The 22,270-nt window shown below is 67.7% G+C and carries 24 protein-coding genes and 1 tRNA gene; 18 read left to right on the plus strand and 7 right to left on the minus strand.

Annotated elements, in window-relative coordinates; translation table 11 throughout:
• The first annotated feature begins 46 nt into the window (after window positions 1-46).
• The 6 genes from R8F63_20075 to R8F63_20100 all read left to right on the plus strand — a co-directional run bounded on the left by R8F63_20075 (window position 47) and on the right by R8F63_20100 (window position 6,144).
• Window positions 47-880 (plus strand): mycofactocin-coupled SDR family oxidoreductase, encoded by an 834-nt coding sequence (locus tag R8F63_20075; GenBank protein MDW3220908.1) that lies wholly within the window; start codon window positions 47-49, stop codon window positions 878-880.
• Window positions 877-1,875: a Rid family hydrolase gene (locus tag R8F63_20080; protein MDW3220909.1), complete on the plus strand. Its 999-nt coding sequence runs from the start codon at window positions 877-879 to the stop codon at window positions 1,873-1,875. The genes R8F63_20075 and R8F63_20080 overlap by 4 nt, the downstream gene beginning before the upstream one ends.
• Window positions 1,872-3,089: a PLP-dependent aminotransferase family protein gene (locus tag R8F63_20085; GenBank protein ID MDW3220910.1), complete on the plus strand. Its 1,218-nt coding sequence runs from the start codon at window positions 1,872-1,874 to the stop codon at window positions 3,087-3,089. The genes R8F63_20080 and R8F63_20085 overlap by 4 nt, the downstream gene beginning before the upstream one ends.
• A complete protein-coding gene (locus R8F63_20090; GenBank protein MDW3220911.1) occupies window positions 3,086-3,907 on the plus strand; it encodes an ABC transporter ATP-binding protein in 822 nt (273 codons plus the stop codon). Before R8F63_20085 ends, R8F63_20090 begins: the two co-directional genes overlap by 4 nt.
• Window positions 3,904-4,800, plus strand: a complete 897-nt coding sequence (locus R8F63_20095) for an ABC transporter permease (GenBank protein MDW3220912.1) — start codon at window positions 3,904-3,906, stop codon at window positions 4,798-4,800. Before R8F63_20090 ends, R8F63_20095 begins: the two co-directional genes overlap by 4 nt.
• A gap of 90 nt (window positions 4,801-4,890) precedes the next feature.
• Entirely contained in the window at window positions 4,891-6,144 is a 1,254-nt protein-coding gene (locus R8F63_20100; protein ID MDW3220913.1) for a hypothetical protein, read from the plus strand.
• Between the two features lie 71 nt (window positions 6,145-6,215).
• Here R8F63_20100 and R8F63_20105 read toward each other — a convergent pair whose 3' ends face one another.
• The gene (locus R8F63_20105; GenBank protein ID MDW3220914.1) at window positions 6,216-6,968 is read right to left on the minus strand and encodes an N-acyl homoserine lactonase family protein; all 753 of its coding nucleotides are present in this window, start codon (window positions 6,966-6,968) and stop codon (window positions 6,216-6,218) included.
• A 19-nt stretch (window positions 6,969-6,987) separates the two neighbouring features.
• Here R8F63_20105 and R8F63_20110 point away from each other — a divergent pair, with 19 nt between their 5' ends.
• Window positions 6,988-7,293: a DUF1905 domain-containing protein gene (locus R8F63_20110; GenBank protein MDW3220915.1), complete on the plus strand. Its 306-nt coding sequence runs from the start codon at window positions 6,988-6,990 to the stop codon at window positions 7,291-7,293.
• Window positions 7,290-7,670 (plus strand): nuclear transport factor 2 family protein, encoded by a 381-nt coding sequence (locus tag R8F63_20115; GenBank protein MDW3220916.1) that lies wholly within the window; start codon window positions 7,290-7,292, stop codon window positions 7,668-7,670. The genes R8F63_20110 and R8F63_20115 overlap by 4 nt, the downstream gene beginning before the upstream one ends.
• Before the next feature lie 15 nt (window positions 7,671-7,685).
• On the opposite strand, the gene R8F63_20120 is transcribed toward R8F63_20115, so the two are convergent.
• Complete coding sequence (locus R8F63_20120) at window positions 7,686-8,984, minus strand: acetyl-CoA hydrolase/transferase C-terminal domain-containing protein (GenBank protein ID MDW3220917.1); 1,299 nt, start codon at window positions 8,982-8,984, stop codon at window positions 7,686-7,688.
• Between the two features lie 10 nt (window positions 8,985-8,994).
• Window positions 8,995-10,365, minus strand: coding sequence for a DUF222 domain-containing protein (locus R8F63_20125; GenBank protein MDW3220918.1), 1,371 nt, complete (start codon window positions 10,363-10,365; stop codon window positions 8,995-8,997).
• A 142-nt stretch (window positions 10,366-10,507) separates the two neighbouring features.
• On the opposite strand from R8F63_20125, the gene R8F63_20130 reads away from it, so the two are divergent.
• A tRNA-Met gene (locus tag R8F63_20130) sits at window positions 10,508-10,584 on the plus strand.
• A gap of 115 nt (window positions 10,585-10,699) precedes the next feature.
• Here the strand turns inward: R8F63_20130 and R8F63_20135 are convergent.
• Entirely contained in the window at window positions 10,700-11,746 is a 1,047-nt protein-coding gene (locus R8F63_20135; GenBank protein ID MDW3220919.1) for a serine/threonine-protein kinase, read from the minus strand.
• An 18-nt stretch (window positions 11,747-11,764) separates the two neighbouring features.
• Between R8F63_20135 and R8F63_20140 the strand changes: the two genes are divergently transcribed.
• Together R8F63_20140 and R8F63_20145 are read left to right on the plus strand one after the other, a co-directional pair.
• On the plus strand, window positions 11,765-12,229 hold the full coding sequence (locus R8F63_20140) for a hypothetical protein (protein MDW3220920.1): 465 nt from the start codon (window positions 11,765-11,767) through the stop codon (window positions 12,227-12,229).
• A gap of 124 nt (window positions 12,230-12,353) precedes the next feature.
• Window positions 12,354-12,734, plus strand: a complete 381-nt coding sequence (locus tag R8F63_20145) for a hypothetical protein (GenBank protein MDW3220921.1) — start codon at window positions 12,354-12,356, stop codon at window positions 12,732-12,734.
• Between the two features lie 431 nt (window positions 12,735-13,165).
• Here R8F63_20145 and R8F63_20150 read toward each other — a convergent pair whose 3' ends face one another.
• From R8F63_20150 to R8F63_20160, 3 genes are all read right to left on the minus strand, one after another.
• Window positions 13,166-14,350, minus strand: a complete 1,185-nt coding sequence (locus R8F63_20150) for a tyrosine-type recombinase/integrase (protein ID MDW3220922.1) — start codon at window positions 14,348-14,350, stop codon at window positions 13,166-13,168.
• Window positions 14,351-14,419: 69 nt separating this feature from the next.
• The gene (locus tag R8F63_20155) at window positions 14,420-14,626 is read right to left on the minus strand and encodes a helix-turn-helix domain-containing protein (GenBank protein ID MDW3220923.1); all 207 of its coding nucleotides are present in this window, start codon (window positions 14,624-14,626) and stop codon (window positions 14,420-14,422) included.
• A 5-nt stretch (window positions 14,627-14,631) separates the two neighbouring features.
• Complete coding sequence (locus R8F63_20160) at window positions 14,632-15,714, minus strand: peptidoglycan DD-metalloendopeptidase family protein (GenBank protein MDW3220924.1); 1,083 nt, start codon at window positions 15,712-15,714, stop codon at window positions 14,632-14,634.
• 569 nt (window positions 15,715-16,283) lie between these two features.
• On the opposite strand from R8F63_20160, the gene R8F63_20165 reads away from it, so the two are divergent.
• From R8F63_20165 to R8F63_20195, 7 genes are read left to right on the plus strand one after another with little or no spacing between them, the layout of a single operon-like run.
• Complete coding sequence (locus R8F63_20165; GenBank protein MDW3220925.1) at window positions 16,284-16,823, plus strand: hypothetical protein; 540 nt, start codon at window positions 16,284-16,286, stop codon at window positions 16,821-16,823.
• Window positions 16,790-17,629 carry a hypothetical protein gene (locus R8F63_20170; protein ID MDW3220926.1) on the plus strand — a complete coding sequence of 280 codons (840 nt, stop codon included), beginning with the start codon at window positions 16,790-16,792 and terminating at the stop codon, window positions 17,627-17,629. The genes R8F63_20165 and R8F63_20170 overlap by 34 nt, the downstream gene beginning before the upstream one ends.
• Window positions 17,626-18,324, plus strand: coding sequence for an SAF domain-containing protein (locus R8F63_20175; GenBank protein MDW3220927.1), 699 nt, complete (start codon window positions 17,626-17,628; stop codon window positions 18,322-18,324). The genes R8F63_20170 and R8F63_20175 overlap by 4 nt, the downstream gene beginning before the upstream one ends.
• A 1-nt stretch (window position 18,325) precedes the next feature.
• Window positions 18,326-19,117 (plus strand): hypothetical protein, encoded by a 792-nt coding sequence (locus R8F63_20180; GenBank protein MDW3220928.1) that lies wholly within the window; start codon window positions 18,326-18,328, stop codon window positions 19,115-19,117.
• Entirely contained in the window at window positions 19,114-20,427 is a 1,314-nt protein-coding gene (locus R8F63_20185; protein MDW3220929.1) for an ATPase, T2SS/T4P/T4SS family, read from the plus strand. The genes R8F63_20180 and R8F63_20185 overlap by 4 nt, the downstream gene beginning before the upstream one ends.
• On the plus strand, window positions 20,424-21,281 hold the full coding sequence (locus tag R8F63_20190; GenBank protein ID MDW3220930.1) for a hypothetical protein: 858 nt from the start codon (window positions 20,424-20,426) through the stop codon (window positions 21,279-21,281). Before R8F63_20185 ends, R8F63_20190 begins: the two co-directional genes overlap by 4 nt.
• Window positions 21,278-22,237 carry a type II secretion system F family protein gene (locus R8F63_20195; GenBank protein MDW3220931.1) on the plus strand — a complete coding sequence of 320 codons (960 nt, stop codon included), beginning with the start codon at window positions 21,278-21,280 and terminating at the stop codon, window positions 22,235-22,237. The genes R8F63_20190 and R8F63_20195 overlap by 4 nt, the downstream gene beginning before the upstream one ends.
• Window positions 22,238-22,270: the final 33 nt, after the last annotated feature.

The raw sequence follows: 22,270 nt of genomic DNA on the forward strand, positions 1-22,270 counted from the left end.
CCCGACAGCACCGCACCCGGCAGCACCGCACGAGGAGAGACGTTCGATGAGCCGATTCGACGACCAGGTCGTCGTCATCACTGGTGGCGCCAAGGGGCAGGGGCGCTCCCACGCGGTCGCCTTCGCCGAGCGGGGCGCCGACGTCGTGCTCTGCGACATCGCCGCGCAGATTCCGTGCGCGTCGGCCATGGGCACGATCGAGGACCTCAACCACACGCGTGACCTGGTGGAGGCGACGGGCCGTCGTTGCGTCGCCGTGCAGGCCGACACCCGCGATGCCGCTGCCATGCGCGACCTGGTCGGAAAGACGATCGCCGAGTTCGGCAAGATCGACGTCTTCGTGGCCAACGCCGGCATCGCCGCCTTCGGTCCCATCGCCTCGATGCCCGACGACATGTGGTTCGACGTCGTCGACGTCAACCTCAACGGTGTCGCCAACGCCGTGCGCGCGGTCGTCCCCCACATGATCGAACGGGAGCAGGGACGGATCATCGCCACTGCCTCGATCGTCGGTCGCGAGGGCGGGCCGAACAACGCCAACTACGCCGCGTCGAAGTGGGGCGTGATCGGGCTCGTGAAGTCGCTGGCGATCGAGCTCGCACCTCACGGGGTGACGATCAACGCCCTGTCGCCGATGTCGGTGTCCACCGACATGTGCCACAACGACAAGACCTACACACTGTTCCGTCCCGATCTCGCCGCGCCGACCACCGACGACGTGCGCGACACGTTCGCCGGGCTCAACCCGATGCGGGTCCCCTGGCTCGAACTCGAGGACAGCACCAACAGCGTGCTGTTCCTCGCGTCGGACGAGGCGCGCTACATCACCGGCACGTCGCTCGACGTCGCCGGCGGCTGGAACGCCAACCACTGCGCATGACGAGCACCTCCACGGCCGACCGCGGGGCCCGGATCCCGTACTGCAGCGACGAGATGCTCGCGCCCCACGCCGAACTGCTCCAGACGATCACGACCAACTTCGGCTTCGTTCCGTCCAGCTTCCGCACGCTCGCCTACAAGCCGAACCTGCTGCGCGCCGTCGGCGATCTCAGCGCCGCGGTCATGAGCTCCGACAGTCTCACGCCGGCACGGCTGCGCTGGATGGTGTCCTACGTCTCGAGCCGCGCCGCCGGATGCACGTACTGCTCGGCCCACACCGCCTACAACCTCGCGGAAGTGTGCGACGTCGACCACGAGACGCTCGACGAGCTGTGGACCTTCGAGGTCAGCAATCGCTTCACCGAAGCCGAGCGTGCCGCGCTGCGGGTGGCGGTGGCCGCCGGGGGCGTCGGCAACGTCACCGACGAGCAGATCTCGGCCCTCGCGGACCACTACGGACCCGAGGAGATCGTGGAACTCGTGGCCGCCATCTCGCTGTTCGGGTTCCTCAACCGGTGGAACGACACGCTCGGCACACCGCTGGAGGACGGGCCCGACCACATGGTCGAACTCCTCGGCGGCGGGACGTCGCGCGCCGCTCGAGGCTCGGCAGGCTCGGCGGCAACGGATCAGGCGCTTCGCTCCGGATCGTTCATCTTCGTCAACGGTCAGTTGGCGCTCGACGACGCCGGTGAGATCGTCGGCCCCGGGGATGCCCGGGCCCAGGCCGAACGGTGCCTGCAGAACATCGCCGATGCGCTCGCCGCCCACGGTGCGTCCCTCGGTGATCTGGTCAAGCTCACGTGCTTCGTCCTCGACGCCGACGACTTCCCGGGCTACGCGGCCGCGAAGGCGGCGCTTCTGCCCTCGGCGGAGGTCTCCAGCACGACCGTCGTCGTCCGCGATCTTCTGATCCCGGGTGCGCTGCTCGAGATCGACGCCATCGCGGCTGCCCCTTCCGCATCCGCGCCGTCCACCACCGGAGAACTTCCATGAGCCGTGACATCGCGAGCCTGTACGCGCCGGCCGCCGCCGGCGGACCCCCGCTCTTCTTCCCGACCCCCGAGCGTCCGATCTTCTTCAACTTCGATCAGGGCAATCCGGACCCGGCGACGTATCCGCTCGACCTGCTCGAGCGGCTCTCGCACGAGGTGCTCGAGGAGGCGGGCGGCGACGCGCTCAGCTACTTCGATCCGGACACCGGCTACGAGGAGCTCGTCTACGGCTTCCGGGGTCTGCGGACTGCTCTCGCCGACCGACTCAACGAGCGCGACGGCCGCGAGTTCGACGCCGACAACGTGATCCTCACCTCGGGTGCGGTCCAGGCGCTGTCGCTCGCGGCGCGGGCGTTCGCCGGGCCGGGCGACGCCGTCTTCGTCGAGGCCGTCACCTTCCCGTACGCGTCGTCGTTCCTGGCCGGCACCGGAGCCGACGTCGTGGCCGTCCCGGTCGACGCCGACGGTCTCGATGTCCACGCGCTCGCCGACGCGATCGACGCGGCGGCGGCTCGCGGTCTGCGCCCGAAGCTCGTCTACACGATCGCGACGTTCCAGCTGCCGACGGGGATGTCGATGCCCCCCTCGCGCCGCGAGCGCCTGCTCCAGCTGGCCGATCGCCACGACCTCGTCGTCATCGAGGACAACGTCTACTACGACCTGCGCTACGACGGAGAGCCCCCGCCGACGTTGCTCAGCATGGACGAGACGGGGCTCGTCATGCAGTCGGACAGCTTCTCCAAGACGGTGGCGCCCGGGTTGCGCCTCGGTTGGATGGTGGGGCACCCCGACGTGATCGGCGGTCTCGCCGCGGTGCGTGAGGACCTCGGCGTGAGTCAGTTCCTCGCCCGGGTCATGGCCCGCTATCTCGAAGGTGGCCACCACGGCCCCCAGGTGGCGACCCTCCGGGACGTCTACCGGGCCAAGCGGGACGCGGCGGTCACCGCCCTGCACGAGCACTGTTCGGAGTATCTGACGTTCCGGGTGCCCGAGGGCTCGTTCTTCCTCTGGCTCGAGCTCGGCGACGGCGTCGACTGGGACCGGGCGGCCGAGGCCGTGCAGCGCGAGGGGGTCTTCTGTCGCCCCGGTGAACGGTTCACCGACGACGGCTCGGGTCGCCAGTTCCTCCGCCTCGCCTTCAGCCTCCCGAGCGTCGACGAAATCACCCAGGGCATCGCCGCGCTGGGTCGAGCACTGCGAGACTCCTCCACATGACCGACATCACTCGCCCGAAGATCTCGGCTCGTTCCGTGGAACGGGTCTTCGCTGCGGAGACCGACAATCCGGTCCACGCGCTCGGACCGTTCGACCTCGACATCGCCGAGGGGGAGTTCTGCTGCATCGTCGGCCCGTCCGGCTGCGGGAAGTCCACCTTCCTGCGCATCGTCGCCGGCCTGCTCCGGCCGTCGGCCGGCGCCGTCGAGGTCGACCTCGCCGGCACGTCGAAGACCCCGATCGCCATGGTCTTCCAGGACTACGGCATCTACCCGTGGAAGACCGTGGAGGCCAACGTCCGCTTCGGGCTCGAGGTCGGCGGCATGTCCAAGAAGGAGGCGCGCGAGCGGGCGCTGTTCTGGCTCGGCCGGCTCGGGCTCACCGAGTTCCGCAATGCCTATCCCGACAAGCTCTCCGGCGGCATGCGCCAGCGCGTCGCCATCGCCCGGGCCCTCGCGGTCGAGCCCGAGATCCTCCTGATGGACGAACCCTTCGCCGCGCTCGACGCCCAGCTTCGCCAGATCCTCCAGGAAGAACTCCTCGCACTCTGGGAGGCGGACAAGCGCACGGTGCTGTTCATCACCCACAGCCTCGAGGAGGCGATCGTGTTGGGCGATCGCGTGCTCGTGATGACGGCTCGGCCGGGCCGCATGCTCGAGTCGGTCCAGGTGCCCTTCGATCGGCCCCGCACACCCGAGCTGCGGGCCGAGCCCGAGTTCAACGAGTTCAAGGCCGGCCTCTGGGACCACCTGAAGCTCCAGGTCGAGCAGTACCTCAACGAGTTGCGCACCGTCGAAGAGGAAGGTGACGAGCGATGACGAGCACGGACCCGAACACGCACGTCGACAAGCGGGGCCCGCGCGTCCTGCGGCGCGAGCCCGGCGTGGCCGAGATCAAGCCCCGCGCCCATGTGCGCAACCGCAAGGCCGCGGAACGCGCCCTCGCCGTCGGCGTGCCCGCCGTCCTCCTCCTCATCTGGCAGCTCGCCCACCACTACGAGTGGAACCTGCTCGGCTACTGGAAGATCGATCAGCGCTTCTACGCGTCCCCCTACGAGATCGTCACGTCGGAGAAGCTCCGCGAGGCCGACTTCTGGCGCGACGTGTGGACCAGCACCCGACGGATGCTCATCGGATTCGCGCTCGGCGCCGGTGCCGGGGTGTTCATCGGCCTGACCATGGGGATGTCCCGGCTCATCCGGGCGGCGCTCGATCCACTGCTCACCGCGCTGTACACCGTGCCGAAGCTCGCTCTGCTGCCCCTGTTCCTCACCATCTTCGGCTTCGACGAGCGCCCCCGGGTGATGCTCATCGCCGTGACGGTCTTCTTCTTCGTCTGGATCTCGACGATGGCCGCGATCATGGCGGTGCCCGAGGGCTACCGCGAGGCCGCCATGAGCTTCGGCGTGAGTCGATGGCAGATGTTCCGACACGTGCTGTTGCCGGGGTCGTTGCCCCAGATCTTCGTCGGGCTCCGTATCGCGGCCGGCGTCGCGGTGCTGATCCTCATCGGCGTGGAGCTCGTCATCCCGAGCCAGGGCGGCATCGGATCGTTGATCGAGCGGGGCCGCACACTCCTGATTCCCGAGCTCACCTACGTCGGCATCGCGCTCGCCGCCCTGCTCGGGCTGCTGTTCACCCTCGTGGTCCGATGGATCGGCCGACTGCTGATCCCCTGGGCCCCCGAGGACAACGCGCCGGGGCAGGGCTAGCGGCCCGGCGTCGACGACAAGGACTCGGTCCACCCGGACCGAACAAGACCGTGAAGTTCCACGGACACGAACCAAGAGAGGGAGAAAACCATGAGGGGAACGAGGAAGGACTGGTGGCTCAAGATTTTGGGCCTCCTACTTGTCTTCGCGGTCATCGCCAGCGCGTGTGGTGATGACGACGAGGGCTCGGATTCGGCATCCGGGGACGACGCATCGGATTCGTCCGGTGACGACTCTTCGGGGGATGACTCGTCCGACGACGGGACCGGCGACGGAACCGCTGACGACGGTGGCGACGATCCGCTGGCCGGCTGCGGCGAGGGTGCCGTCACCGACCTGAGTCCGGACCGCGAGGTCGCCCGCTGCGAGCCCGGCTACCCGGCTCCGCAGCCGTTGGAGGAGCGCGCCAGCGTTCGTCTGGCGACGAACTTCTGGGGGTTCGAGTTCACCGCGCCCTACGTCCTCGCCCTCGAGTTGGGTGAGTTCGAGAAGGAGAACCTCGACGTGGAGGTCGTGACCGGCGTTTCACTGGCCGACGGCATCGTCCAGATGGAGGATTGCACGGTCGACATCACCGTCGGTGGCACGGAGGCGTCGCTGCACAACGGCATCGCCGCCGGCCTCACCGTCAAGCAGGTGATCGGGAACTACTTCCCGCCGGACGCCGGTGACACCAGCATCGACCAGACGGGTCTCTGGGCCCGGGCCGACGCCTTCACGGACCCCGAGAACCCGGACCTCACGGAGCTGCGGGGCACGACCCTCGGCACCGCCGTGGCGCTCGGCTCGGTGATCAACTACCCGATCGGCCTCGCCTTCCAGGAGGCGGGTGTCAGCCTGCTCGACCTCGACATGGAAGTCATCCCGTCCGCCGACCTGCCGTTGGCGCTCGAGAACGGCGCCGTGCAGTCCGCCTGGGTGCTCGATCCGATCTGGCTCCAGCTGGCCGACAACCCGGACTACGTGCTCGTCGCGACCCAGCCTCCGGGCGAAGCGCTCGGTGGGCTCTATGCGTCTGCGTGCTTCCGTGAGGACCGCCGTGAGGTGGCCGTCGCGTTCATCCGGGCGCTGATCCGGACGATGAACACGTACCTCGCCGAGGGCTACAAGACGAACAACGTCGAAGAGCTCCAGGTGCTCGCCGATGTCGCCGACATCCCGCTCGAGTCGTTCACCGGTACGCCGGAGACGCTGATGGACTGGGAGATGGGCGAAGGGACGTCCGAACGAGCCCAGGGCTTCTTCATGGAGTACGGCGTGCTCGAGTACGACGAGATCATTCCCGAAGACCAGGTCTACGACCGGTCGATCTACCTCGAGGCCGTGCGAGGCCCCGAAGGCTGATCTGAATTCCCTCCACCGGATCGCCGCCCGGGCTTCGGCCCGGGCGGCGGTCTCGGCGGGTGTTCACACGATCAGCCGAGCCGCTCCGGGAGCTGGGCGAACGTCGCCGGGTCGTGCCCGGGAACGAGCATCGCGCCGCCCTGGCGGAGCGCCCGCAGCCGCTCGATGCTCGCCGCCTGTTGCGCATGATCGTGTCCGATCGGGGGCAGCGGGCCGCCGTCGATCGTGGTGCTGAAGTAGGCACAGTCGGCGCACAGCACCACCTCGTGGTCGCGGAGTCGGACCCGCAGTGACTGGTGGCCCGGCGTGTGGCCCGGCGTCGGGATGCACACCACCCGGCCGTCGCCGAACACATCGTGCTCGCCATCCAGGTGCACGATGTCGTGGCCGAGGTCGTAGTCCGACGGGTTGAACGAGTTCGCCGCGGCGAGGTCGTCGTCGAACCCGGCCTGCCACTCGTCGCGTTGCACGAGCACGCGGGCGTCGGGCAGCTGGGCCAGACCTCCGACATGGTCGAAGTGCAGGTGCGACAGGATGACGGTGCCGACGTCGGTCGGGTCGACGCCGGCCTCTTCGAGTCGTGCGCCGATCAGGTCGTCGGGGCCCACGCCGAGGCCGAAGAAGAGCTCCACGACCTCGCGGGCCGGTCCAGCGGCGGTCAGGTCGCGGTGCATACCGCAGTCGAAGAGGGCGAGATCGCCACCGTGACGGATGAGCCAGGCCGGCACCGGGATCTCGATCGGCGCGTCGTCGCCGCCCGCCTCGAACATCGATCGACCGGCTGTGAGGGTGCCGCAGGCGAGGGGTTCGATGGTCACGTCCATGCCCACTACCGTCCCACGGATGGACGCCACCTTCGAGTTCTCGGCGGAGCTCTACGAGTGGGACGCCCGCGACGATTCGTCGTGGGTGTTCGTCACCCTGCCCGCGGATCTCGGCGAGGACATCCGGGACATGGCCCTGCCTCGGCGAGGGTTCGGCTCGGTGAAGGTGCGGGTGCGGTGCGGGTCGAGTGAGTGGCGCACGTCGGTGTTCCCCGACTCGAAGTCCGGCTCCTACGTCCTACCGCTCAAGAAAGCGGTCCGGACAAAGGAGAAGATCGACGTGGGTGACACTGCGGCATTCGAGATCGACGTGGCGCCCGAATGAGCGCGACCGGTCGGGCGCGGCGCGAGGCCGTCGTCATCGAGCACATGGCGTCCGAGAACGTGCAGGACTGGGCCCGGACGATGGCCACCTTCGGTCACCCCCGCTACGAGCTGCCCGGGGGCGAGATCCACGACGGCGCCGAGGACGTCATGCGTTACTGGATCGAGGGGCGCACGCTCGTGCCCGATCAGCGCAACGAGCTCATCGAGCTGACCCATCTCGACGAGCGGCGGGTGCAGATCGAGTTCTGGCTGCGGGGCACGCCGACGGCGAGCGGTCGTCCCTTCGAACGGCGGCTCTGGGCCATCTTCGACTTCGGCGACGACGACCTGATGGTCAACGAGCGGGTGTTCCTCGAGCCGCCCGACGAAGCCTGAGCCGGCTCGGCTCGATCAGTTCGGCCAGTCAGCGGCCTGTTCGAGCAGGTCGTCCCGGAAGTCGGGGTGGGCGATCGCGGCAAGGGCGAGCGCCCGTTCCCGCACCGACTGTCCGGCCAGCTCGGCCGCCCCGTACTCGGTGATGACGACGTCGACCTGATGGCGGGGCGTGGTGACGATGCTGCCGGCGGCGGCGACGCCGGCGATCCGCGAAACCCGTCGGCCCTCGACCTCGGTGGTGGACGGCAGGCAGATCAGGGAGCGGTCCGAGAGCTCCAGTCCGGCTCCCGCGATGAAGTCCTCGTGTCCGCCGATGCCGGAGAACTGGCGACCGTCGATCGTGTCGGCGATGACCTGGCCGGCGAGATCGATGCTCATCGCGCCGTTGATCGTGATCATCTCGCGGTTGCGGCTGATGTTCTCCGGCGAGTTGACTACGTCGACCGGCAGGAAGCGCACGGCGTCGTTCCCGTCGAGCCACTCGTAGAGCTCGTCGGTGCCGGCGGCGAACGTGGTGACGGCGAAGCCGTCGAACTCGCCCTTGTGGTCGTTGGTGACCTTGCCGGCCTTGCACAGCCGCATCAGCCCTGTGGTGAACATCTCGGAGTGGATGCCGTAGCCGCCGCCGGGCCCGTCGGCGAGCAGCGCCGCCACCGTGTTGGGGATGCCGCCGATCCCGGTCTGGAGCGTGGCGCCATCGGGGATGTAGGCCGCCGCGATCCGGGCGATGGCGGCATCGACCTCGCTTGCCTCCTTGTCGGCGAGCACGAACGGATTCGCATCGCCGGCGATGACCACGTCGACCTCGTCGACATGCAGAGCGTGACGGTGCTCGGGCGGCAGCCCGATGGTGCGGGGGAACGCCGCGCTCGTCTCGACGACACAGAGCCGCTCCGGGTCGGCCGCGGCGCGACGGAGTTCCTCGACGGACGCGCCGGCGTGCAGCGAGAGGCTCATCCAGCCGTCGGCGTCGGGCTCGGTCGCCGCGGTGGCCATGACGCGGGGTCGGATCTGCTCGAGCAGGGGAGCGAAGCGCCGGAAGTCGGCCGGCACGAACTGCACGTCGGCCCCGGCGTCGAGCAGGAACCGCTCGGCCGGGCCGAAGAAACCGCTCCGCAGGCGCACGCCGGGGCGCAGGAACAGCTCGTAGAGGTCGGGGAGCAGGGCGCCCGACACCTCGAGGTCGGTCCACCCATCCCGGGCCGCGAGGGCGTGGAGGAACTGGCCGGGCACGCCGGGGCCCAGCGGCACCGCCAGGGTGTCGGTCGGTCGGATGAGTTCGACCGCGTCGGCCGGCGAAATGGGGTCAGGCATGACCCTCTGCCTACTCGGGACGCTGGTCGCGCGACAGGGACCTTCGTTCCTTTCGGGTCCGATCGGTGTGGCGGGGCGTGGACGCCGACGTCCCCGCGGGGACGCCGGCTCGGGCCCGCGCTCGCAGGCAATGTTCGGTCACGACCGCCACCGCGAAGTGGAAGTCGAGCCCGTCGCGGTGCCAGCGGCCCGCGGCCGGTGCGGTCGACGTCGGGGGGATGTCGGACGCCGAGCCGGCGAGTGGCGGGGTGATGAGCGACTCGCCGTCGGGGTCGCGCCACGCCACGCCGCCGGCGGTCAGTTCGACCGTCCACCCGCCCTCGTGCACGAGCCGGTGGTGGAAGCCGCACAGGCTCACGAGATTGGCCAGCTCGGTGGGGCCGTGGTCGGCCCAATGGATGATGTGGTGGGCGTGGAGCCACGAGTTCACCCCGCAGCCGGGAAAGCGGCAGCTGCCGTGGTCCCGGCGGAGCAGCGCCCGGCGGAGGCGACGGTTGAGCACCCGGGTCTCCCGGCCTTCGTCGCAGCCGTGTCCTTCGTGGTCGATCACCACCGAGGAGCGGATGTCGCATGCCCAGCGCCGGGCGATCTCGGGGTCGACCGCCTGACCGCCGAGGGTGCACACGCCGTCGCTCGGCTCGTCGGCGATCGCGGAGAGGGTCTCGGTGTCGACGACGAGGCTCAGCCGGCCGACGTCGCCGCGCTCTGCGGCAGCCGGCGCGGCGGCCAGGGCCTGCTCGGCGATCTGGAGCAGCGCGTCGACGCGGACGGCGGCGAGCCCGCCCCGTTCCGCGATCACCTCGGTCCGCCGCCGATCCGACCCCGACACCGCCTCGTCGATGATCCGGGTCGCGACGACCTCGACCGCGGCCGCGATCGTGTCGATCATGTCCCTCGGCGCCTCGATGCGCAGCGTGCCGGTGCCGCGGTTGCCATCGCCCCGCACGCACCGTCGGCGTTCGAGGGCGCCGCGCGGATCGTCCTCGTCCAGCGAGCGGATGACAGCCGACACCAGCCGGTCGAGTTGGGCGCCGGTGGCGTGGCGGGCCTGCTCGACCCAGTCGGCATCGTCCTCCCCGCAGGCCACCCGGGTGATGGCCCGCACCTTGCTGTAGGAGAGCTCGCCCGCCGAGAACGCCGAAGCGGCCACCGGAAGGGCCTGCAGCGCACGAGCGACCCGCACCTTTTCACGGGCCGTGTGGAGCGAATCGCCGCACTTCCACGACAGCCATTCGGCGCACGAGCGGGCGCCCCAGGTGCGCCAACCCTCCCGTTCGTCGTAGTCGGCGATCCAGCCGAGAAGCTGGGCGGTGGCCGCCGCCAGGTTGCCGCTCCACGAGGTGATCTCGGTCTCCAACCGCTCCAGTGGGATCTCGTCCATGACCGCTCCGTTTCATTGTCGTTGCAGTCGAAACTACCGACGGGGTGTGACACTCTCCGGCGGCGAAAACGTCCCCGCGGGGACGTCCCCGCGGGGACGTCGGAGGTTGTTGACCGTGCCCTTCGCCGGTATCTTCCTCAGTCGCGGGGTGGAGCAGTCTGGTAGCTCGTCGGGCTCATAACCCGAAGGTCGCAGGTTCAAATCCTGCCCCCGCCACCACTCAGAAGGCCCGGAAACTAGCGGTTTCCGGGCCTTTCACGTTCTTCGGTTCGGCGTGTGCCAATCGTAGATCTCACAGAAAGCTCACACCTCAGCAACTGGAGAGCCACACGAATCAATTCCCTAGCTTCTCGAAAATGCTCCTGAGCCGGCCTCCAGCGGCCCGCAAGTAGCCATCATCCGAACAGTGCTTGACGATCCGGTTGCCGGAAACGGCATGTCGGACATCGATGTTCGCTAGCGCAGCAGTCGTACCCGACGCCATGCAGACCGTGAGGTCAGACGGGTCATCGCTCGTCCAGCATCGAAGGTGGCCGGGGTGAGGCTGATTCTCCCTCCAGGATCGAGCAGGCGTTGCCCCGGCTCCGAGGTCGCTCTCAAATGACGTCATCGATGGGTAGCGGTCGCAGGGCATTTCCGCAAGCGCCCGCTCGATCCGAGACGCCAGTCGCTGACTGATGTGTGGCGCAAGGTCGCGGAGCGGCGTTGGGGGCCGCCCGGTTCGAGCGGGGTAGAGGTCTTGCCGCGTCCTGCTCGCGGCGAGGTCCTCGTGCGGATAGACCCCGGTAAGAAGCTGATAGGCCGTGGCTCCGAGCGACCATATGTCTGACTGGACGGTCGCCGGCCCGCCCGTGAGCAATTCTGGTGCCGCCGTTACAGGAGTTCCTTCCGGAGGAGCCTCGCCGTTCGCATCCAAGGGATGAGCGAAGCCGAAGTCTCCGACCATTGCCGAGCTCGTTGCGGACCAGAAGAGGTTCGCGGGCTTCACATCCCGGTGCACGATGCCGCCGTCGTGTGTACGAGCGAGTCCTCGCGCGGCGCCTCGAACGATAGCCACTACCTCCCGGACCGAGAGGCGAGGTAGGTGGCCCGCCCCCTCAAGGGACCCGCTTGTGGCCAACTGAGTGGCCAGGTACGGGATGCCAGCATCGACGTCCGCGTTGAAGATGCTCAATACATATTCGCTGTCGAGGCGAGTGAGCATTGTGGCCTCCTGCCATGGCCAGCTACCGAGTTTCGCTGGATTGAGAAGCTTGAGCGCAACCACACGGTCGTCCTGATGGGTATCAATGGCCTCGTAGACGTCGCCATACGTTCCACTGTCGATGTAGCGCGTCACCTCATACCGGTTGGCGAAGAGATGCCCCGTTGGAAGCGCCATGTGGACGACAATAGGACGGTGACAGTGGTCGTCGGTGCCTGGGTAGTGATGAAGAAGGTGCGCGGCGACAGATATCCCACTGTTGCCGTCGCCGTGTTGACCGGTGCCCGCAATGCTCCGACTCTCATCGAGGAGTTCGCCCTCGTCCCGCAGGGAGAGGACCTATCGGCGAGAGTCACTGATCTTGGTTCGGCTTTCTCGAACCGAGTCGAAGGCCTGAATGCGGACGTAGTCGTAGTTCGCCGAGCCGATCGTCCACAGCGGCCGTCCAACACCGAGGGTCCGCGTGAACGGCTCCTGGCGGAGGGTGCCCTGGCCTATGCCGCGGCCTCCTCCGGGGCAGACGTTGTCCTCTTGTGCGGTCGAGACCTTGCTTCGCAAGCGGGGACGTCGAAGGCATCGCTTGATGAGGAAGCAGAGGCCATGTTCGGAAGCGGACCCAAGGAGTCCGTTGCGGCTGCACTCGCCGTACTTGGCGTCTGACCTAGTCCGACCCCTGCCGAGTTGTAGCCGACGCCGACGCTATGTCCTGATCGTCGAGAAGAAGGGTGAGGATGATCTGGGACTGTTCGGCTAGAGCTGCTTCCAGTTCCTGGAGCGCCTGAGCATGGAGCTCGCTGGACCGTCGCTGCCGTTCGACGACTCCCTGCAACAAGATCGCGGCATCCCTGAAGCGCTCGGCCTTCACCTCGGCATCGCCTACCATCTCGAGATCTCGAACGCGGTTCTCGAGGCCACCAAGCCGAGACCGGAGCGAGCCATCCCCGATTGGGAGCGAATCGCCGTCGAGAGGTCGACCCTCGTTGTCAGCGTGGATGAGAATTCGAGGGCGATGGGGTTGTGGCCCGACTATGCCGCTGAGCTTTCCGGAATGGAACATCTGGCGGACGGTGCTCGGCGAGCATCCGAGCGCGTCAGCCGCCTCACGCACAGTGATGCAGGCCTGACTCTCTGCCATAAGCATGAGAATACGCTAGATAGCCACTGAACAACAATTCTATCGTGTGCGACTACGCTAAGGTCATGCTATGGCGACGATGGATCTACTCGAACTAGCAGATCACATCACCACGCGGAACGCTGATCTACTGAGTAGCGACGGTTGCGCTGCGGCACTCGACGGCGTGCTGTCTGCAGCTGCCGCAAGTGGGGCGCGGTGCCTTGCTGGGGCGACCTCGGCGGGCCATGCAATCTGCGGTGCAGCCGTTGTTCGGTCGAATGGTCGTCTTCGCCTCTGGAGGTCGGGAGATGCCGGGCCGGTACTCGTGGTCGACGGAGTCACTGCGTCAAGGATCGCGGTACAGGTCGTCCAGCGCCGGCTCGAGCATCGCGGACTGGCGACCTTCGCCCACGTGATTGGTCTAGTACAGCCCGTCGAGAGCTCAGCTAAATGCCCGGGATCGGAAGACGCTGGGCTCTTCACTGAGCACGATCGTTGGAGACGCGCGGAAACGGTTGCGTGACTGATCGCGTGGGCCCAGCGGCGATGAACCGCTGGCCGAGTGCCTCATCGAGCTGCTCGCCGATTGCGGGGAAGAGGTGGCCGTAGGTGCCGAGGGTGACGTTGATCGTCGAGTGGCCCATGCGTTCCATGATCGCTCTGGGGTGGGCGCCCTCTGCGATGAGGAAGGCGGCGTAGGTGTGGCGCAAGTCGTGAAACCTGGTGTCTCGGGGCAGGCCGGCGCGAACCACTGCGGGCTTGAAATGGCGGGGGTACCAGTTGGAGTGGCGGAGGGGTCCGCCGTCGGGCCCTTCGAACACGAGGTCGTTCTGCTTCCTGGCGGCGAGGTACGGGACGAGCATCTCGACCACCGGTGTGGGTATGCCGACTGAGCGCCGGGAGTAGGTCTTGGTGGGGCCGATGTTGAACTTTCCGTGCGCCTCGTCGGCTGACTCCGAGACCTCGACGCGGCGGCGTAGGAGGTTGATGCGGGACACCCGGAGCGCGCCGATCTCGCCGGCGCGGAGTCCGGTATAAGCGGCGAAGAGGATGAGGAGTGCGTAGTCGGGATACCCACCGTCGCGATGGGAGGCACCGCGCCGGAGCGGCGGTGGGTCCCTGATCTCCTCGGCGAGAGCCCACACCTGGTCTTCGTTGAGGAAGACCATCTCCGATTTGGCTTTCCTGGGCGCCTTGATGTCTTCGACCGGGTTGGTCTTCACTACGCCGTTGCGGATGGCGAGCTTGAACACGAGGCGCATCACGTCGCGGATGTTGCGGACGGTCCCGGCGCCCTTGCCTTGGTTCGTCAGGTTCGACATGAATGCCAGGACCTCGGCGTGATCGATCGATGCCATGGGCCGATTCCCGAACTCCGGGAGCAGGTGGTTCCGGACTATGGAGTCGTAGCTCTCACGCGTCTTGGGCTTCAGGTGGGTGGTCGTAGCACTCCACCTCTCGGCCCACTCGCCGAAGGATTGGCGACCGAGTTGAGGGTCGACCCAATCGTGACGGACCAGGTCCGCCTCGACGGTGTTGGCGTAGCGCTGGGCGTCGGTCTTGCGCTTGAACGTCTTCGTGCGCTGGCGGCGATCAGGCCCGCGGTAGACGACCTCGTACCGAGTGTGGCCGGCGGGTGTGGTTCGCTTCCGGATGCTCGCCATGGCTCTGGTCTCCTGCTGCTATCTGATCTGCGGAACGTACGTGAGGACTGTGACAGGCGGCTGAGGCGATCAGTCGAGGTGCTGCTGCTCGATGCGCTTGGTGGCGATCCACTCGGCCACGTCGTCCGGGTGGAAGCGGACGAACTTGCCGATCTTGTGGAAAGCGATCCGCCGCTCTTCGACGAGGCGACGCACGTAGCGCTCGGAGACGTCGAGCTGCTGAGCGAGGGTAGCGATATCGATCAGCGAGGTGACGCCGTCATCACTGGTCTGCATGGCCGTCACGGCTGGGCCTCCTCGGGTGCGTCGGTTGGTGTGATGCCGGCGCGGTCGAGCCAGGCCGGCCAGTCGGTCGTCGGGCGTCCTTGCACACAACCGGCTGCTGGGGCGACGGCGGGGTTGATCGGGGTCTGGCGTGCGATGGCGAGCAGGAGTGGTTGTGGGCAGACGGCAGCTCCGTCGACTCGGATGCCGAGGTGGAGGTGCGGTCCTGTCGTGTTGCCGGCCCCGAGGGTGCCCGGTTGACCGCCGGAGAGTCCGACGAGAGTGCCCGCGCCGACGACCTGGCCCGCTCGGACGGCGAGCTGTGAGATGTGGCAGTAGGTATAGACCGCGCCGTCTACCCCGGCGAGGTTGACCGTCGTGCCGCAACGGTTCGGGTCTGTTGGGTACACGCCGGCCGGTGCTGCGTTGGTGATCGTCCCTGCGGTCATGGCGAAGAGGGGAGTCCCAACCGGGAGACCGAGGTCCCATGCCGGGTAGTCGTGATGCGGTGAGACGAGCTGTTGGTTGTCGACGAGTTGTGGGTTGACCGGGAGGGCGTAGCCGGCGATGGGAAGCGCCGCCGAGGCGAGCGGCCCGGTGTAGGCGTCTGCCCACTCGAGGACCGCGTCCACGTACTCGTCGGACCTGTTGTAGTCGAGGATCGCTGCTTCGATGTCGACGATGCGGCCGTCGGGGCAGAGGTGACGGCGCATGGCGGCGACCGCGTCGTGGATGTTGTGGGGGTCGGCGATTCCGTCGCCGTTGCGGTCGGTTCCAAAGATTCGCCAGCTGGAGGGGATGAACTGGAACGGACCGACGGCGCGGTCCCACACGGTGTCGCCGTCCAAGCTGCCGTCGTCGGTGTCTGGGATGCGAGCGGTTCCGTTGCTGCCGTCGAGCGCGATGCCGATGATCAGCGGTCGGGCGACCCCTTCAGGACCGATCGACGCTCCCGCGAAGCGTCCGTGGTCGGACTCGACCTTGCTGATGCCGGCCATGACCGTCCAGGGCAGACCGTCGCACTGCTGTGCCTCGGCGATGAAGAGCTGGAGGAGCAGCGACGGTATGTCGGCGACCGCCTCATCGGAGGGGCTGGACACCGTCACCGACGCTGCTGCTGAACCAGCGCCGGCAGCGACAGTTACCAGGCCGACAAGGGCAAAGGCACCGATCATGAGGATCAATGCGAGGGCGGCGGCAACGCCGCCGATCAACTTCACCGCTGCTCTCCGCTGTTTTCCATGCCCACCCAGGGACACCTGACGAGAGCGAGCGCGACACGCGACCGGTCGTGATCTGGGCGGCGAGGTTCGAGAAGTCGTGAAGCGTTGTCGCGTTCGCGCTCATCCGATGTCCCTGGTCAAACGACAGGAGGTCGATAATGCAAGTTAAACTTGCGACCAGTAGTTGCGTTCACATACCGTGGCGATGTGACCGCTTCTCAACGCACTCCATCGATTCGTCCGAGAGTTCCGACGGCCAAGTCGATCGATGCTCTGCGGGCTCATCACGTTGGGTCTTGCCTCACGGCGGACCTTCTCTGATGCGGTGCCGCCCCTCGATTGTCGTCGTTCTTTGTGCCCTGGCGGTCGCCGCCTGCTCCTCCAGCGATCCGTCGGAGTCGTTGGCAACGTCGACGACGGAGGCGGTTACGACTACGGATCCCTCGGTGTCAACACCAGCGCCGACGGACGCGCCGACAACGACGCCAACAGTGGTGCCGACGCTCGCTCCTGAACCGACCGAAGCTCCCGAGGACGAACCGATCGAGACGGTCATTGCCGGCCGTATCCGTGGATTCTTCGATGCCCGTGAGGCAGCTAACGCCGGCCCGGTCCCCGATCCCGCCGACCCGGCGCTTGCAGAGGTCGCTGCGGGGGAGGCTTTGGCGTCGGCTGCCGCCGAGACGCAACGCCGCCTTGACGACGGGCGTGCTATCCGAGCGGGAGAGCAGGCGCTCGCCGAGATATGGGTGGGCTCGGTTCGGTTGGATGACGACACGGCCCAAGCCGCAGCCTGCTCGGTCGATGACGGTGTCATCTACGAGGTCGCGACGGGTGACGTGGTCAACGACGACGTCGTGACTCACAGCTACGTCGTTGATCTCCAGCTGTCTGGTGATGCCTGGAAGGTAATCAGAGTCGTGCGGCTCCAGCAGTGGGAGGGGGTGGCGGGATGCGCGTTGGCGCGCGGGGATTTCCCCTTCTGATTGCTGTGCTTCTGGTCGCCGTTGGCCCGGCGAACGCGGCCGACGAAGGCGAGGTCGGTGTTGTCGACAACGTCGTGCAGGTCATTGCTGTCGCCACGGTTGAAGGCGTCAGCTGGGGCAGTGACGACAGCTGTACGTACGAGGTGGTCATCGACGATGACCTTGCCGTAGGCGTCTACGGGATCGACTTGGAACGGCTCTACTCCGACACCGGACGTTGGCTACGTCTGACCTGTGACGGTGAGGTCGTCGTGGTCGACGGGCGGTTCGTAGTTCCAGAGGTGGATGCCTTCACCATTCCCGACCTGCTCGAGCAAGCGATGCGGACCCTCGACCCGCCGAGTCCGACCTGGAGGGCGAGCCCCGATGGAGTGACAGTGCCGATGGTCGCACAGCTCCCGACCTGGCTATGGGTCGACACTGCCTACTGGAATGGCACATTCACAGCACGCGCTGCGACACCGAGCGGGCGCATGTGGGCCGAAGCGCACGCCGTTCCGGCTGCCGCGACATGGTCGCCGGGTGATGGATCCACTGTGGTCTGCTCCGGACCCGGATCGCAGTGGACCGCCGCTAACGAGGAGCCGGAGTGCTCGCACACCTATCGGCACTCGACGGCTGGCACGAGCGGCTTCCGTGTCACCGCGACGGTCGAGTTCGAGGTCTGGGGATCGACGAGTCTCAACCCGACCGCAGCCCTACTGGGGACGATCGCTCGCACTGCGGCCCCGATCACGGTCGAAGTCGCCGAGATCCAAGCGCTCGAGACCAACGGGCGCCTAGTGGAAGAACAGGTAGACCGATGACGACGCAGCTCCGCGACCAGAAGTTGGCGAACGGACACGCAAGAGGCGAAGCCCACTTCGACCTCGCCCCAACGGTGGGGTCGGCGGGCCGGCGTCGCCTGCCCGAGATCGCCGGGGGCATCCTCGTCGTGGCCGTGTGCGCTCTCGCCGCTCTGTGGTGGCAGACAGCATCGACCGAACAGCACCCGGCGCTCGCACTGCGCAGCTCAGTGGAGCGGGGACAGGTGATCACGGGCGACGACCTCCAAATCGTCGGGATCGGCAGCGACGACACGCTCGCTGTTCTGACCGAACCCGAGGCCGGTCTGGTTGTCGGCAGAGTCGCACGCACCGACCTTCCGGCAGGAGCGCTCATCACTGCCGAGCAGTTCAGCGACGGGTCGCTCATCACTGCCGGTCAGGGCGTTGTCGGTCTCTCGCTGGAGCCCGGCCAGTTCCCATCACTGTCGCTGTCGGCCGGCGACGCCGTGGCCGTTGTCCTGACGCCGGCGGCGGGCGATCCAAGGGCCTTTGACGGCGTCACGGTCGAAGCCGCCGTGCTCGTCGATCGGGCCACCGTGGTAGAGGTCAGCCAGGTCGGGGTACAGGGGAACCTGTTCGCGGCCATTCAGGTCGGCGAGGACGATGCGGCACGCGTCGCCTCCGCGGCATCGGCCAACCGCGTCCGCCTCATCCAGGTCGCCGAGGAAGGATGAGATGAGTCTCATCTGTCTCGCCTCGGCCAAGGGATCGCCCGGCGTCACCACCACCGCGCTCGGACTCGCCGCCGCCCTACCCGTCGATGCTGCGCACCGCAAGCTCCTTCTCGAAGCCGACGCAGCAGGTGGCGCCCTCGCCATCCGGTACCAGCTCGGGCGCCTACCGGGCCTGGTGACCCTCGCGGCCGCGGGTCGACACGGGTTGAACCGGGAGGATCTGTGGAGCCATACCCAAGGGATCCCCGGCGGGCTCCCGGTCGTCGTCGCCCCGGAGCGTGCCGACCGCACGATGTCGATCCTGGACACGAGCGGCGCTCGTCTGGGGCACTGGCTCGCCGAGCTCCCCGACGTCACCACAGTCGCCGACGCCGGCCGGCTCGCACCGCAACCAGGCGGCTTGGTTGCCACCGCCGATCTGGTGCTGCTGGTGGCCCGTCCAACAGCCGAGCAGGTCCACCCCGGCGCCGCGCTCCTCGACGCGCTCACCGACGCCGGGTGCTCGGTCGCATGGCTACTGGTTGGATCATCCCCTCATCCAGCTGCCGAGGTCGAGCGCTTCACCGAACATGCGGTCGCCCGAGTTCTTCCCGACGACGCGCGAGGAGCAAGCGCACTGCTCGCCGGCAACGTGACCGGCAACGCCAGCCGTCGACCGCTACTTCGTGAAATCGCCGCGCTGGCCCGAGACCTCGCCCCGGTCCCCATCCCGGACGAGAAGTCCACGCCTACCGGCGAAGCGACGTCACCACGCAACGAGACCACGCCGCTGACGATGGAGGCAGTCGGATGAGTTTCGACTCCGCGCTGGTCAACCGTCTGCACTCAGGTGTTGGTGAAGCGCTCGACGAACGCGACGCCGCCGACGAGGTCGCCGGTCGGCGCCCGCTCGGCCACGACGACCGCCGCCAATTCGCCCGTCAGCTCATCAGTCGCCAGCTCGCCGAGCTCGATGCCGAGCGCCTCGGTGGCGGAACCGAACCAGTCACCGACGACGAGGCGCGACGCCTCACCACCGCAGTACTGAACCGTCTCTTCGGAATCGGACGCCTCCAGGCCTACATCGACGACCCGCAGTGGACCGACATCCATGCCAACGGCTTCGACGAGGTCTGGCTCACCGCTCAGGACGGCTCGGTTGTCGCCGGCGAACCGGTCGCCGATACCGACACCGAGCTGATCGAACTCATCCAAACCCAAGCCCGCAGGGGTCGTTCCGAGCAGCGCTGGGACCCTGCCTCGCCGGAACTCGACATGCGGCTCCCCTCGGGTGACCGCCTCCACGCCATCGCCTGGGTCTCGGGTCGGCCGTCGGTCTCGATCCGACGCCACAACTTCGATATCAGTCGCCTCAAGCAGCTGATAGGCCTGGGCACGATCTCCGAGTCGCTGTTCCACCTGTTGCAGGCGATGGTGCGGGCCCGCTTCAACGTGATCGTCGCCGGCGGCACCGGCGCCGGCAAGACGACCCTGTTGCGCTGCCTCCTCAACGAGGTTGCGCCGACCGAGAGAATCATCACCGTCGAGGACTCCCTCGAGATCGGTCTCGAGCACTTCGCCACCCTGCACCCGAACCGCGTCGACCTCGAGGCACGCGAAGCCAACCTCGAAGGCGTCGGCGAGTTTCCCATGCACCGCCTCGTGCGATCCGGTCTACGAATGCAGCCCGACCGGGTGATCGTCGGCGAGGTCCGCGGCGCCGAGGCCCTTCCGATGATGCTGGCCATGTCGCAGGGCAACGACGGCTCGATGTGCACCATCCACGCGGACTCCAGCCTCGGCGTGTTCACCCGACTCCAGATGTACATGGCAATGACGCCCGAGCGATTCGACGTCGAGGTCACCAACCTGATGATCGCCAACGCCGTGCATTTCGTGCTCCACCTCGGTCGCCTCGACAGCAACGAACGCGTGGTCACCAGCGTCCGTGAGATCACCGGCGCCGACGGCCCGATGGTCACGTCCAACGAGGTCTATGCACCCGACAACACGGGCCGGGCCATGCCTCGCTTCACGTTTCGTGACGCCAACCTCGGCCGCCTCGAACGGGTCGGTTTCGATTCTCGTTGGCTCAGCCCCGACATGGCCGGGTGGCAGCGATGAGCCTCCTGATGGCGGCCGCCGCCGGCACCGGCATAGGGCTCGGCGTCCTGTTGATCGTCGCCGGACTGCGAGGCCAGCGGATCCTGCCCGGCCTCGACCGGCTGTTCCCCTCGGCGACAAACGTCGAGACGGCTGCGGCATGGTGCGGGGCGGCGGCGATCACTGGCATCGTCGTCTACGCCCTCGTCGGTTGGCCGGTCGCCGCCGTCCTCGCCGCCGGAACCGTGATCTGGCTACCCCGACCGCTCGCCGCCCGCACGAACCGCGACACCGCAGTGGCCCGCACCGAAGCGATCGCCTCCTGGGCCGAAATGATCCGCGACAACATGGCTGGCTCGGCTGGCCTGGAACAGGCGCTCATTGCGTCCGCCCATGTCGCACCGGCGGCCATCGCCCCCGAGCTTCGGCGCTTCGCTGGCCGAATCGACCGGATGCCCCTGGTCGACGCCCTTGGCCGCCTCGGCGCCGAGGTCGATCACCCCTCGGCCGACCTGGTCGTCGTAGCCCTCGTCAACGCCGCTCGCATGGAAGCCCGCGAACTCGGACCGCTGCTCGGACGGCTGGCCGACACCATCCGTGCCGATGTTCGCATGCGTCTACGTGTCGAGGTCGGTCGGGCCCGCATCCGCACTTCGGCCCGGATCGTGGTCGCCACCTCGGTCGCGACGATCGGGTTCCTCTTCGTGTTCTCCCGCCAGCTCCTCGAGGCCTACGACTCCCTTGCGGGCCAACTCTGGTTGCTCGTCGTCGCCGGGGTCTTCGCGCTCGGAGGCTGGCTGCTGTCCAGCTACGGACAGCTCGAGATGCCAGAACGGTTCTCGGCCCGCACCTCCCGCACCGTGGCCAGGCAATGAGCGCCGTCGTCATCGCCGCCCTCGGTGCTGGCATCGGCGTCGGGCTACTGCTCGTCGTCCGCGGCCTGCAGCCGCACCCGGCGCCACTCGACCGCGTCACCGTTCACCTCGATCGGCCGGGAGTGTCGATCGCCACGCTGCGATCCGGCGAGCTGGACGAGCCTGAACTGTCGGGGATCCAGGCCGCCCTCGGCGCAGGTGGACTTGCCCTGATGCGCATGGTCGGCATGGCCGAGCGACCGAAGCTCACCGAAGCACTCCGCGTCCTCGACAAGTCGGTCGAACGACATGCCTACGAGAAGCTTCTTGCCGCCGGAGCGGGCTTCGCCCTTCCTGTCGTCGCGTCAGCCGCGCTGGCCACCAACGGCACCGGCCCATCACCTCTGGTCGTCGCAGTGATCGCCTTGGTACTGGCTGCCGGCGGCTTCTTCTACCCCGACCTCCCTCTGGCCGAACGTGTCGCCGCCCGCCGGCAGGCGTTCAAGCATGCCTTCAGCGCCTACCTCGATCTCGTCACAATCCTTCTCGCCGGCGGTGCCGGCATCGAGTCCGCTCTCGAAGGCGCCGCTGAGGCCGGCGACGGCTGGGCGTTCGCCGAGATCCGTCGCTCGCTCCGTCGGGCACGTCTCACCCGACGAAGTCCTTGGGAGTCCTTCGCCCAACTCGGCGATGAGCTCGGCGTCAACGAACTCAGCGAACTCGCCGCCACGGTCTCCCTCGCCGGCGACCACGGCGCCCGCGTGAAGCAGTCCCTCATTGCCAAGGCCGACGCGCTGCGCACGGCCCAGGCCGCCGACCTCGAAGCCAACGCCGAAGCTCGCACCGAGAAGATGATCGTTCCTGTCGTCGTCATGATCCTCGGTCTGGTCCTGTTCATCGCCTTCGGCGCCGTCGACGCCATATCCGACGGCGGCGCCAGCCAGTTCGCTCCCACCACCCCCACACAAGAGGGATGACCAGGAAGCGAGACCCAGCCACCCAACCTCGCC

Source organism: Acidimicrobiales bacterium (genome assembly GCA_033344915.1).
Classification (GTDB): domain Bacteria; phylum Actinomycetota; class Acidimicrobiia; order Acidimicrobiales; family Aldehydirespiratoraceae; genus JAJRXC01.